The 13,138-nt window shown below is 69.2% G+C and carries 8 protein-coding genes and 3 pseudogenes; 3 read left to right on the forward strand and 8 right to left on the reverse strand.

Annotated elements, in window-relative coordinates; all coding sequences use genetic code 11:
- The first annotated feature begins 863 nt into the window (after positions 1-863).
- Positions 864-1,073, forward strand: coding sequence for a helicase associated domain-containing protein (locus RLT58_RS00005; protein ID WP_311308255.1), 210 nt, complete (start codon positions 864-866; stop codon positions 1,071-1,073).
- 844 nt (positions 1,074-1,917) lie between these two features.
- Here RLT58_RS00005 and RLT58_RS00010 read toward each other — a convergent pair.
- Positions 1,918-2,184, reverse strand: coding sequence for a hypothetical protein (locus tag RLT58_RS00010; protein WP_311308256.1), 267 nt, complete (start codon positions 2,182-2,184; stop codon positions 1,918-1,920).
- A 104-nt stretch (positions 2,185-2,288) separates the two neighbouring features.
- Here RLT58_RS00010 and RLT58_RS00015 point away from each other — a divergent pair.
- Positions 2,289-2,764, forward strand: a pseudogene (locus tag RLT58_RS00015) (transposase family protein); the annotation flags it as partial.
- A pseudogene (locus RLT58_RS00020) lies at positions 2,727-3,530 on the forward strand (transposase); the annotation flags it as partial. The pseudogenes RLT58_RS00015 and RLT58_RS00020, both read left to right, overlap by 38 nt.
- Positions 3,531-4,101: 571 nt before the next feature.
- Here the strand turns inward: RLT58_RS00020 and RLT58_RS00025 are convergent.
- The 7 genes and pseudogenes from RLT58_RS00025 to RLT58_RS00055 form a co-directional block, all read right to left on the reverse strand.
- Positions 4,102-5,305: pseudogene (locus tag RLT58_RS00025) on the reverse strand (IS3 family transposase).
- 225 nt (positions 5,306-5,530) lie between these two features.
- A complete protein-coding gene (locus tag RLT58_RS00030; RefSeq protein WP_311308257.1) occupies positions 5,531-6,112 on the reverse strand; it encodes a DUF4913 domain-containing protein in 582 nt (193 codons plus the stop codon).
- Positions 6,105-7,844 carry a type IV secretory system conjugative DNA transfer family protein gene (locus RLT58_RS00035; protein WP_311308258.1) on the reverse strand — a complete coding sequence of 580 codons (1,740 nt, stop codon included), beginning with the start codon at positions 7,842-7,844 and terminating at the stop codon, positions 6,105-6,107. The genes RLT58_RS00030 and RLT58_RS00035 overlap by 8 nt, the downstream gene beginning before the upstream one ends.
- Positions 7,841-9,433 (reverse strand): putative type IV secretion/conjugal transfer ATPase, encoded by a 1,593-nt coding sequence (locus tag RLT58_RS00040; RefSeq protein WP_311308259.1) that lies wholly within the window; start codon positions 9,431-9,433, stop codon positions 7,841-7,843. The genes RLT58_RS00035 and RLT58_RS00040 overlap by 4 nt, the downstream gene beginning before the upstream one ends.
- Before the next feature lies 1 nt (position 9,434).
- A complete protein-coding gene (locus RLT58_RS00045) occupies positions 9,435-10,886 on the reverse strand; it encodes an SCO6880 family protein (protein WP_311308260.1) in 1,452 nt (483 codons plus the stop codon).
- Positions 10,883-12,340: a hypothetical protein gene (locus RLT58_RS00050; protein WP_311308261.1), complete on the reverse strand. Its 1,458-nt coding sequence runs from the start codon at positions 12,338-12,340 to the stop codon at positions 10,883-10,885. The genes RLT58_RS00045 and RLT58_RS00050 overlap by 4 nt, the downstream gene beginning before the upstream one ends.
- Positions 12,337-13,137, reverse strand: a complete 801-nt coding sequence (locus RLT58_RS00055; protein WP_311308262.1) for a hypothetical protein — start codon at positions 13,135-13,137, stop codon at positions 12,337-12,339. Before RLT58_RS00055 ends, RLT58_RS00050 begins: the two co-directional genes overlap by 4 nt.
- Position 13,138 lies beyond the last annotated feature (1 nt).

A 13,138-nucleotide genomic window follows, 5' to 3' on the forward strand; every position in this document is an offset into this window, starting at 1 on the left:
GCGCGATGGGACAGAGACACGCTCCGCTTCGCGGAGCGTGATGGGCCGGGGCTTCACCCCGGCGGATTCGGCTGGCCGCTCGCGGGGGCCTTGCGCTTCGCTCCAGGCCCCTTGAGTGTGGGCGTCCGCCGCTGCGCCCTGGGCCTTGACCGGCCACTACGCCGCCGGTGCGCTCCGGCCGCGCCCTCCAGGGACGCAGGCGGCCAGCGGGCGGCTGGCTAGGTGGGAGGGGTGGCCGGCCCCGGGGGTGGGGCGGACGGGGAGGGATTCTTTTCGGGGGTGGGGATGGGGTCTGGGGCCAGTCTGCATCACTTCTGATGCACATGCAGCTTTGGCAGAACCAGCCCATAGCCCCTGCGTGCCCGCCTCCCGGCCTCCCGTGGCGCTCTTGGCGTTGGTTTCTGCCCAGACGGGAGCCGAGGGCGGGAGGCGGGCGTACAGCCGCCTTCCTGGCGGTTCCGTGGTCCGGGGTGCATCAGCAGGCGAGCTGTGTAGCATCCCGGATTCGGCGCCACCCCCACCCCGGCGGGGCGAACACCACCACCTGTGGTCTGAACGCATCCCGCCCACTGCGGACAACAACACCCTGTACTTCGCTGTTGCCATACCCGGAAGCATCGCGATGAGTTACTTTGCAGCAGGCTGGATCACCTACAAACGCTTCCTACGACGCCAGGCAGCCCTCGCCGCCACAGGCGACGCGCAAGCCCACGAACACCTCGACCGGTGCCGGGTGTCGCTCTTTGCTGAAGGCCGTGTCGTTTCCCGCCGAAGGTCTGGTGTCGTGTGGGGGGCGGGTGGTTAGCGGTGTTCGGGGCAGTTCTGGTTCTGCATCATCACCTCGCCGCCCCCAAGACCCGGTGATGATCGCCAAATGGATCAAGTTCCAGGTCCTGGACACCGAACGGCAGGACTGGACCCGCTGGTACGACGCCGCCCGCCGCTACCGCGACCGGGAAGACGACCTGGACGTCCTCTACGAACACCAGGAAGGCGCGTATCCACTGGGCAGGTGGCTGTCCGACCAGAGGCGCGCCTACCGGGCCGGAACTACGAACAGCACCTGCGCATGATGAGCTCGAGGAACTCGGCATGATCCGGGACACCGCCGATGCCCAGTTCGAGGAGAACCTCGCCGCGCCCGCGCCTACTACCGGGAGGCCGGGGCACCTGGCTGCCCTACGGCACGCGGTCGCCCTCGACAAGCCCGTGGGCCAATGGCTGACCAACCTCCGGCGGCCCGGCGGACTCGGCAAAGACCCCGAGCGAGGCGCAGCGGCGTGCCGAGCAGCTCACGGCGATCGACCCCGACTGGAACCCCGGACAGCTGGGCCGGACCGTCGACCGGCAACGCCAACATGCCGGCCTGGCCGCCCTCCCGAACGTCGGCGGCGCGCTCAAGGACGTCCAGCCCGGCGTCACCTACCGGGGCGACGACATCGGGCGCTGGGTCGCCCGGCAAGCCCGGGATTATCAAATGGCCGAATCCGGAGCAGCAGCGGCGCCTGGGCGAACTCGGTGTGCGAGCAGCGACTGTACGGGTGCGGAAGGCCCCCTGCTGGCTGGCTATACGAAGACCTGAGCAGCGAAAGGCTCCGACGCGTTCACACGAGGCGGGGCAGCCCTGCGCCAGTACATCCAACGCGAAGGGAAGACCGTCGTGCCCAGGGAGCACACAAAGGTTCTGGTAGAGGCAGGCAGCGGCACAGAGACCGCCGTTCGGCTGGGCGTTTCGGTCAGCAACCAGAACACCTGACGTGACCGCCTTCGACACCACCCAGCTCGCCGCCCTCGCCAACCTCGGATTGGAATGGGCGGCGTAAGCGGCCACTTCTACGACAGTGATAAATGAGATCCCGAACCTCTAGAACAACTTTCTTTGCGCCGCGGTGCGCTGGAAGGAATTGACATTCAGCTTCACGCCGTCGGTGCTCTGGAGACGGTGGGCATCTCGCCCTTGGAAGTCTGGCCGGGCTGGACGTCGGTCACGAACTGAGTGCTGTGCGCGACACCGGTACTGCTGGCAACCACGGCCTCCCAGTCCCAGGAGTAATTGGACTTCTCACTGCTGTTGTTCTTGATCGTCCGCTCGATCCAGATGTTGCTGATCCCGGCTCGCGAGCGGTCATCGATTCGGAAACTGGTCAGGTCCTCGCGTTCATTGAGCGTTTTCAGCGTGGCCACTGATCGGGTGACGGAGCGGTGTAAGGGTCAGAGTGCGTAACGGACAGGCTCCCGCGCCGTTGAGGGAGGTGTTCGACGTCTCAATCTGCAGCACAGGAGCCCCGTTGGTTCCGTATCCTGCCGCACTTCGACCCGCTTCTACGCCCTGGTCGAGTGGGTCGCGATGCTCATCGTCATCCGTGAGGACACTGCCGGTGCAAACTCGCTGCACCGTCGTGCGCTGGTCGCACTCGTGTACCTGCGCCGCCACGATACTCTCGCCCGCATCGCCGCCGGCTTTGGGATATCCGTCGGCACCGCCCATGCCTACGTCACCTCCGTCACCGGCCTGCTCGCCGACCAGGCACCGGGCCTGGCCCAAGACGCCGCGCTCGCACGACCCGGAATTCGTCCTCCTGGACGGCACGCTCGCCGAGTGCGACCGCGTCGGCGACGGCAAGGCCGACTACCTCGGCGAAGCACGAGCGGCACGGGGTGAACGTGCAGGTCGTCACCGACTCCAGCCTGAGAGATCCTGGGGATTTCGCCCGCGCTGCCTGGCCGGCAACGCCGGGTTCAACACCGCGAGCGATCACATCGAGACCACCCAACTCGCCCTGGCCCAACTCCCCAAACATCTGCGGCGGGGCCGGCAGACACTGATCCGCACCGACTCCGCCGGCGGCACCCACGCCTTCCTCGACTGGCTCACCCGCCGGGGCCGGTGGCTGTCGTATTCCGTCGGCATGACCATCACCGACGTCATCTCCACCGAGCCGTCCTGAAGATACCGAAGAAGGCATGGACACCGGCCTACGACACCGACGGCTTCGAGCGGCCCAGCGCCTGGGTCGCGGTTTTCTACGACATGCCCGACCTGGGTACGTGGCCGAGGGGCAGCCGGCTGATCGTCCGCAAGGAACAGTTCTATCCCAGCGTTTCGTTGCGCTTCACCGACCTCGACGGACTACGGCTGACCTGCTTCGCGACCAACACCAGGAGCGTTTTTATCCGCGACCTGGAACGACGTCACCGCCGGCCAGGCCCGCTGCGAGGGTTGGACTCGAAAACGCCCGCGACACCGGCCTGCGCAACCTCACCTCTGCACGACACCGCGCAGAACCAGATCTGGCTGGAGATCGTCTCCCTCGCACTCGGCCTCCTCGCCTGGATGCCCATGCTCGCCCTGACCAGCAAAACCCCGCCGCTGGGAACCCGCGAAGCTCCGCCTGCGGCTGTTCTCCGCCGCCGCCCAACTGGTCACCACCGGCCGCCGCCGCTGGCTCCACCTCACCGCCCAATGGCCCTGGACAGATGTGATCACCCGCGCGATCCAGCGACTCGCAGCCCTGCCGAACCCCGGCTGACCAGCAACTCCGACCGTCCCGACGAGCCACAGCAGCATCCCAGGAGCCGTGGAACCCCGACGCCCACCCGACGCGACAGCCAGGCCGCCAACCTGCCCCAGCCCTCGAAATTCCGCAGCTCGCAAGCAAGAGTCCCCGTCAGTGAACCGACGAGGACTCATGAACGATCGAGGCTAAGGGGGTGGTGGCCCGGTCGTCCTCGTTCGTGTGGTATCCGATGGCTGGGAGGGAGCCACCACCTCTTGAAGAGGTGAGTTCCACGGATCAGCCACACGCCTGCGCCCCCGAGGGCCACAGCAATTGCAAATGTGCCGACCGAGCCGTCCGACCGTGAGGTGCCGAACCCGATCACAAGCATCAGAAAGGCACCGAACAAAAGGCCACCGCCGAGGAGTCGTTCTCCACACGCGGCGTCACGGCACTGTTCCCTTCGTCGTGAGCGATCATTCAGTCAGCTTCTTGAGTATAGCCGGCAGGCTCCAGCACGACGTGGCTGTCTGGGCATGGGCGCGTATCGCAGCATAGATGCCCAGACCGAGCCCGGGCCTTGACCCCGAATTCTGGACACGGGTTATGCGGCTTGTGCCAGCGTAGTTGGTGTGTGGCGGAGGGCGTTTTCGAAGGTGATCGGTGGTCGTTGTCCGAGGCGGGAGTGTCGGCGTCGGGTGTTGTAGCGGTGGAGCCATCGGAAGGCGTCGAGTCAGGCCTCGCGCTCGGTCGGCCAGCTCTTTCGTCCTTGCAGGGTCTCGCGTTTGAAGGTCGCGTTGAAGGACTCGGCGAGTGCGTTGTCCGCGCTGGACCCGACCGCGCTCATACTTCGCCGCACCCCTGCTGACCTGCAGGCTTCGGCGAAACTCCTGCTCGTGTACTGGGCTCCGTGGTCGGTGTGCATGATCGATCCGGCAAGGCTGCCGCAGGTGCGGATCGCCGCGGCCAGGGCGTCGGTGACGAGATCCGCGCGCATGTGGTCGGCGATCGCCCAGCCGACGAGACGGCGCGATGCGAGGTCGATGACGGTCGCCAGGTAGCAGAACTTCCCGCCGGCGACGAGCAGGTAGGTGATGTCACCGACGTACTTCGTGTTCGGCTTGTCCGCGGTGAAGTCGCGGCCGATCAGGTCCGGGGCCTTGCCGCGGCCGGGTCGGAGACGGTGGTGCGGTGCCGGCGCCGCAACCGGATCCCTTGGATCCCGGACGCCCGCATGATCCTGGCGACGCGCTTGTGGCTGACCGCGACACCGTTCTCCTCGCGGAGCTCGGCGGTGATCCTCGGGGCTCCGTAGGTGCCGTCCGATTCCTGGTGCACCGCCCGTATCCGGGCTGCCAGGCGGGCGTCGGCCACCTGCCGGGCGGCCCGGTCAGCGGCTGTCCGTTGCCAGTAGTAGAAGCTCGAGCGGCTGACGCCGAGGATCCTGCAGAGCCGCTTCACGCCGTGACGGCGCTGGAGGTCGGCGACACACTGGAAGCGGTTCACCAGCGCGTCTCCCCGGCGAAATACTTCGCCGCCTTCCGCAGGATCTCCCGTTCCTCCTCCAACTCGCGGACCTTCTTTCGCAAGGCGGCGTTCTCCGCCTCCAGCGGTACCGGCGGCTGGGCCGGTTCTTGCGTCCGTCGTCCTCGGGGACGGCTCACCCCGGCTGCCCTCACCCAGTTCCGCAGGGTCTCCGGGTTGATCCCCAGATCGGCCGCGACCGACCTGATCGTCGCTTCCGGCCGCGACTCGTACAGCGCGACCGCGTCCGCCTTGAACTCCAGCGGGTAGTTCTTCATGACCACGAGATGTCCGTTCTCAGATCCTCAGGATCCAGTGTCTCGTGTGTCCAAGATCAGGGGTCAAGGCCCCACCTCTCAGCGAACCAACAACACCCCAGGCCAACCGCCCCGCCGCACACCAAAAACCCCCCACCCAGCGTTACCAGCGTTAGCAGTACGTCCGAGCGGTCGGTGATGGTCAAGGTGTAGGCGTCAGACGTATCAGGACCGAACCTCGGCACCTCTTTCTCAGTCTTCACTGTGCGTCCAGGCGCTGGGTACCAGGCCGGGGAGGCGGTGCTCGATTCTGTGCTCGCCCTTGGTACACCCGGCGAACGGGCCGGAGCTCCCCCGCAGTTCTCGCAGCGCGGGGTCCAGGTGGTCGCGATGCCAGACTGAGGGGCCGGTGTATCCGCAGGATGCCGGGTCGGTCAGCTCCTGCCATGCCAGCCATGCGGCGTGCAGGCGGGCGACGGCGACGGTGTGCTCGAACCAGAGGTGGCACCACTTCGCGTCGGCCGACGGTTCCGCGAGGTAGCCGGGTACGAGCACGCCCTCGACCCACTCGATCAGGGCTCGCAGCTCATCGTCGTACTCCGGGGAATCGAGCAGCAGGATGAACGGCGGGTATCCGCCCTCCTCGTCGTCGGCCTCTCCGCCGGCTGTTGCCTCCGTCTCGGTGGAGTCCTTGCCCGGCTCCTCCGCCTCGCGCTCGGTCCGCGTCTTGACCAGGGCCGTCAGGCTCGCGATCTGGGCCTTGAGGTCCTCGATGTCCTCGAACATGCCCACGGGCACGTCCAGCCGTGGACTCTCCTCGTGCTCATCACTCACTGCGCGCCGCCTTCCGCTGCTCGTACGCCGCGACCGCCCGCTTGGTGATGGCGTACTCCTCGGCCTTCATCTGCGGGCCGATGTGCGCCATCGCCCGTTCCGCGTACCAGGGCCGCAGGCCGATCTGGGCGACGGGCATGCCGGTGGCCAGCAGCAGGGCCGTGCCCTTGCGCATGGCGCGGATCTCGGCGGGGTCGAGGACCTGCTCGCGTTGCTCGGACCAGCTGTGGCTGCCGCCGTCCTTGCTCTTGGAGTACGAGCCGCGCTCGACGAAGTGCGGACCGGTCAGGGTGCTGATGTCCTGGGCGAATTTGGCATCGTCGATACCGACACCGATCAGCTTCTTGGTAGCCGCCGACCACATCGAGTCCATGCCGACCTCGCCCCACGCCCGTACGCCCTGGCGGTAGGACTGAAGGATCACGAACGGGGTGATGCCCCGGCTGCCCAGGTGCGAGTACAAGTCGGGCAGGTCGGCGATTCTGCAGATGTTGGCGGCCTCGTCCAGGACGGCGCGCATCGGCTCGGGCAGGCGGCCGCCTGCCCGCTCCCCCGCCTCGGTGCCGGCGGTGAAGACGGCGTCGGCGACCGCCGCGACCAAGGCGCTCGCCGGGCCGCCCTTCTTGCTCAGCAGGTAGAGCGTGTCCCTGCTCGTCGCGAAGGTCTCGGGGTCGAACCGCACGCGGTGCCTGTCCGGGGTGACCCAGGCGAGCACCTTCTCGTCACGCAAGGCACTCATGGCCGTACGAGCGTTCTGATAGATCCCGGACTGGGTCTCCTCGGCGATGTTGATCGAGGAGTCGACCTGTTCGGCGAGGACCGGTTCGCGCTCGTAGAGGACGCGCAGCGGCGCCTTCTCCTTCGGGTCGGCCAGCCACCTCATGACCTCGCGGATGGTGTCGCCCTTCCACCACGCGGCCCGGAACAGGCCGGTGAGGAGGTCCCCGGCGGCCTGGGACCAGAAGGGGTCGGCCGCCTGGTCGGACGTGATCTGGTTGACGAAGTGGGAGGCGAGGCGTTCGGCTCCCTCCAGCGTCTCGGCCTGGGCGATCAGGTCGATCCACACCTCCCGTTCGGCCTGGGCGACGCCCTGGGTGTCGAAGAGGAAGGTCTGCCCGATCCGCGCGCGGGAGCCGCGTGTCGCGGCGAAGACGTCGGACTTGTTGCTGGTCATCAGCAGGGCACCGGGCGCCTCTTCGGCGACCGGGATGGCCAGCGACGTCGACTTGCCGGCGCGGGGCGCCATGATGGCTACGTAGGTGTCCTCGTCGGACCCGCGCAGCTCGACGCCGGACGGCAGGTGGTCGCCAAGGAGCACACCTCGGTCGCGGGCCGGGACATCCTTCGGCCTGGTCTCCTTCAGCGAGGCCCGCAGCCGGGTCGCGGTACGGGCCGCGGCCTTCGGGGTCAGCTCACGCACCTGGTACAGCGTCGCCAGGGAGCTGGGATTCCGGAACCAGCGGAAGGCCCACCGCAGCCCCCACACGATGAATACGACGACCGCCAGGTCCGCGACGGTGGCGCCGATCATGGAGGCGGTCTGGGAGTGCGGCCACACCGCGGACCAGTCACCGGCCATGCGGTAGACCGTCAGCGGCGAGGCGGGGGCCGCCTCTTCGCCGGTCACGACGGCGCCGGCGGCCGCCCCGGTCCAGCTGGACGCGGACAGCACGACCGCGCTGCCGAAGACCGTGCCCGACAGGGCCCATGCCCGGTCGCTCTCCGTCATCATCGTGTGTCCCCCGTTGTCGCCCGCCGCCGGTTCGTGTCGGTCCGGTACAGCCGCTGCTCGGTCGGGGTCAGCTCCAGCTGGGCGGCGATCCCGGGCCGGGTGCCGAGCTTGATCAGGTACTTCCCGCGTCCGGGGTGGCGCACGCTGTCGTCCTCGGCCTGGCGGACCTGGCCGTCCTCGTCGTCGTAGCTGATGGGGTCGATGTCGAGCCCTGTACTCGTCGCCGAGGACCAGGAACCGATCATCATGATCTCCTGCTCGGTCAGGGACCGCTTGCCGGTGACCCGGCGCAGCTCCTCTTCGCTGGAGGCGCCGATTACCCAGGTGTCGCACCGGTCCATAAGCCCGCGCGCCTTGGCCCGGTCCATCTCGGTGGGCAGTGCCTCGACGTCGAGCAGGGAGTGCGTGACGTAGATCGTGACGTCGTCGGTCGTCCGGTTGAGCCTGCTGATCGCGTCCATCGCGTCCACGAGGCCCGGGCCGGAGCGCAGCGCGCGCCACATCTCGTCCATGGGCAGCACCAGCTTGCGGTCCATGAGCCCGATGCTGCGGGCGCTGTCGATCGCGCTGTAGGTGTAGGCCCAGGTGGCGATCATCCCCGCGCTCACCACGTCGTTTCCGCGGGCCCGCAGGCCGCTGATGTCGACGGAGACGGCGGGGGCGTTGATGTCGAGCGGTGTCGTGGTCGGGCCGTCGAAGAGCCCCTTCAGCGGGCCGCCGATCAGGTTGTCGAGCCCGGCGATGACCGACCGGGTCAGCGTCTGGTAGGTCGCGCCCTCGGCCGCCAGCTTCGTCCGGAGCACTTCGGGGGCCGCCCGCAGCGCGTCGGTGACGTCCTTCACGATCGGGTCGCTGCCCGGGGTCTGCGCGGCGGAGGCGACCTGCACGGCGGTGTCGAGCGCGGACCGCTCGATCTCGTCGGGGGCCCGGCCGAGCCCGTGCTTGGTGGACAGCAGGGCGACCAGGGTCTCCAGCCGGCGCGAGTTCAGGACGTCGAGCAGGGCCTGGCGGCGCCCGGCCGGCAGCGTCTGGACGCGGCCCTTGAGCGGCCCGGAGTCCAGCGGATTGAGGCGGCCGATACCGTCCCCGATCCGCACCACGCTGCCACCGAGTTCACTGATCAGGGTGCTGTACTCCCCCTTGACGTCCCCCGGCACACACACCATGTGCCCGTACGCCGCGTACACGAGGCAAATCCTCTTGACCAGCGCCGACTTACCCGCACCGGGCTGGCTCATCACCCACACGCCCGGATTCGTCACCAGCTTCCCGGTCCAGCCGGAGGGGTCGATGCAGACCAGCTCGCCGGTCAGTACATCGCGTCCCACGGGCGCTCCGCGCGGCGGCAGACCGGCTCCGAGGAGCCAGGGATAGATGCCGCCGACCTGCTGGGTGGGGCCGGTGTACACGGTTCCCGAGTCCTCGGCCGGCGCCCGGCCTCCGAACCTGCCGCCCCAGCCGAGCCGGGGCGCATACCGTCCCCGCCGCTGCTTCTCGGCCCGCCGCTCCTCGCGGCTGGGGGGCTGCTCCTGCACCCGGACCACCCGCTTGGGGCTGGCCAGTACGGGCGGCTTCGGCTCCCGTGCCATATCAGTCCTTCACCAGCGGGTTGTAGCCCAGCGGCAGTCCGGCGGCGAATACGGAGGCCTGCGCCCCGTACGCCGGCCGCATGCGGATCCCTCGCGTCGCCTTGATCGCGCGCGCCAGCTCCTGGCGCGCCGCCGGGACTTCGGCCGCCGTACGGGCGGTCACCGTCACCATGAGCGTCCAGTCGGCGACCTGCGCGCCTCCGGCCATCTGCGCGGCGGCTCGCTCGGCCCGCTGGGAGTCGGCCTTCTGCGAGTACTTCGACCGGCCCTTGACCTCGGCGGTGGCCTGCTCCCGCAGCCGGGCGTGGCTGATCTCCCGCTCCAGGACCGCTTCACCCTCGCGGGGGTCCAGCACCCGGTAGGCCAGGGTGATGCGCCGCTGGAACGCTCCGGGGGCCAGCAGCGGCAGCAGCACGCTGTAGGCGATCGGGCGCCGCGGCATCTCCCGCAGCACCCACGAGATCGACACCCCGCCGTCGTGGGCGTACTCCTCCCACCCGTCATCGGCCGCCTGCGGCCCGCACTCCGCCCAGGGGAGGTCGGCGAAATCGGAGTCCCTGGCGTTGAAGACGTCCGGGTCGTAGGCGGAGCGCACCAGGCGCCGCAGGTCGATGTCCGTGGCACGACGCTCGATGTCCGTACCGGTGCCCGCCAGGTCGATCCCGTCGACCGCCTTCAACGCCTCGGCGACCTGGCCGCCGAGATCGGTGGGCGGATTGACGCTGGCCGACGGGTCGACGGTCACCGACATCCACGGCGCCACGCTCGCGGTGGCGTGCGGAGTCGTACGCACCAGCTCGGCGATGATCCGCTTCGCGAGCTCCGGTGCGTGCGGGTCCTGACGCGCCTTCACATCGTCGCTGAGCGCCTCCCCGGCCCCGGGGGTGATCTGGATGGTCACCGACGCGCCCTTGATCTGGTCGTCCGTACTCATCGACTCCAGCATCGAGGCCCAGTTCCGCAGCGAGCTGCGCACGCTGCCGGTGGGCGCCATCAGGCTGCCGCCGGGAGCCAGCAGCGTACTGATCGTCATGCGCCCGGTCGCCCGGTCGTGGACCACCCCCACCGCCCGGCCCGTGGTCGGGTCGTGGGCCTTGATCAGCGTGGTCCGCGCCCCGACCCCCGGCAGGTCCAGTGCGTACGGGTGCGGCAGCAGCAGCCTCCGGAAGGACGTCGCCTCGAAATTCGCGGCCCTGCGCCAGGCGAACCGCGCCCAGTAGTAGCTCAGCGCGGGCATCCCGTGGCGGCGGGCCGCCGCCAGGGCCAGCACCATCGCCGTGGCCGGCAGGGTGAACAGCAGCGTCACCGGCAGCTGCACACCGATCAGCCCGTCCGCGGTCAGCACCGCCGCCCCGATCATCGTGCCGGCCTTGGACAGGCCGCCGATGCCGAAGGTCTTCTTGACCCGGAACCCGTCGACCATCAACGACCCGGGCACATCATGGGTGGTCACCGCTGGTTCCCCTCGTTGCCGAACTGCTCACTCGCGTGGTGGACGCCATCGTTGATGCCGTCCAGGATCTCCAGTCCGAGCCCGATCCCGCCGGGTGCCGACGTGGTGCCGGGAGACGGGTTCGGGCTCCCCTCGACGACCTTGATCCCGCCCTCCGTCGTGACGCCGTCCTCCGGGGTGTTCTGGCCGGGCACGCTGACGGTGCTCCGGCGGCGGGCCGGGCGCCGCGGTCCGTTCGGGCCGGGCGGCGGACCACTGGGATCCGGATCATCGGGATCATCCGGGTTGTCCGGGGGACGCGGCATGTTCTGCTGCACGTACTGGGCGTGGCGCACCGGGGTCACCGGCGGGACTCCCTCGCCGCCGTCCCCGCCGCCCCGGTTGCCCATGTAGCTGGCGGCCGCTCCCAGGGCGCCACTGGCTCCCCCGCTGGCCATCCCCGCGCCGACCGCGTCCCCGAACGGGGCGAAGATCTTCGTGAGCGGCCCCGGAGCCAGCACACCCAGGATGAGGGTGGCGCATCCGCGCAGCCATTCCGCGAGCGTGTGCGCCTTGCCGAATTCGGCGAATCCCGTGCAGATGATGACGGCCAGGATCGGCTTGTAGGCCAGGATGACGAGCCCGCTCGTGATCAGCTTGGGCGCCCACTGCCGGGTGGTCTCGCCGCCCGTGCGCCCCGCGCCGGCCACCGGCAGCAGCAGGCAGATCAGCGGGATCGCGCTCTGCCGCAGAAATACCATGACCAGCTGGATGAACCCGATCAGCAGCAGGATCAGGACGACACCCGCCAGGGTGGCGGGGTTCTGCACGGCCACCGGAATCAGCACCGCCACGATCCGCTTGTAGGCATCCCCCGCGTCGTCGAAGACCGCGTCGACCAGCCCCTTGGTGAGCGCGTCGGAGGCCTTGAGCAGGATGGCGAAGATCGCGACTCCGATGGTGGACAGCACGAGGTTCTCCACCCACCCCAGCGCCGCCCGGCCCAGGTGTTTGGACTGCCCGGTCAGCGCCATCTTCCCGGCCTGCCATGTCACCCCCAGCGCCGCGATCACCAGCCCGAGCCACATGAGCATGCCCGCCAGGGTTGCATCACGACCGAAGAGCCCGGTCCCCGCCAAGTCGACCGAGGGGCCTGCCAGGGCGACGGTCAGGACCTTCTTGATCACCCACCGCGCCGTATCGGCGGCCGACTTGATGAGGTCGCCCAGCGCTCCCTCCCACACGCTCTTCCAGGCCTTGTTGACGAACTTCTGCCCGGCGTCACCGACCTTCTCGCACAGATCCGAATCGGTCAGCTCAAGGATGGCAGCACCGACGAGCCCGCCCCCGTACTTGCACGTCAGCTCGATGCCGCCGCCGACCACCCCGTCCGCAGCGGCCGGCTGCGGCGCGGTGACCGCCAGGCCGAACACCGCCACCAGCGCGACCAGCAGCGCCGCCAGCCGACGCCTCACGACGCCTCACGGATGGCCGTCCACCCCGACGTGTTGAACTCCTCGTCGCCCACGGCCACGATCTTCGGCTCGGTCTTGCCCTCGGCCCGCTGCATGGCCCACTTCGTCGCGTCCCCGGTGATCTTCCAGTCACCGTCCTGCCACTGGAGCCCGACCAGGGTCCGGGAGTAGGCGCCGGTCTCCTTGGCCGTCTCGCCCCGCTTCGTGGTCGTGCGGGCCAGCACCCACATGGCCATCTCGTCGGCCGACCCCTCGACCACCTTGAACCCGATCACGTGGCTGCGCATGTAGGCCCCCGACGGCAACGCCTGACCGGGGGCCACCCCCATCTCCTCGGCGAGCTTCTTGTCCGCCTTCTCCGCGGCCTGTTCCACCCGCTCAGCAGCTCCCGGGGACTGATCGCCCGAGCCGACGTAGGAGTGGTAGATCCGAGTCTGTTCGTCGACGCCCGACGTGTCGCCCTCGATGGTGACCGAGTTGGAGGCCACCGCCATCGCCGCAGCACCATCCGGCGTGTGCGGGAATCCGACCTGGCTGCCGTACCGGTCCGTGGTGCGGGCACGCGGCAGGGCCGCCCACCGCTGCGGCTCGCTCCAGTCGTCCGGAACCGTGTAGGAGGGGCTGGGGCTCGCGGAGGCGGCCCGGCTCGGCTTGCCCCCGCCGTCGGGAGCCGCGTCCTTCCCCGACCCTTCGTCGCCGCCCCCGCTCAGCAGCACATAGAGCGTGAGCACCACAACCGCGCCCAAAGCCCCGGCGGCCGCCCAGAGTCCTCGGACGCTCCACGTCCCCCTGGCCATT

Source organism: Streptomyces sp. ITFR-16 (assembly GCF_031844705.1).
GTDB lineage: Bacteria > Actinomycetota > Actinomycetes > Streptomycetales > Streptomycetaceae > Streptomyces.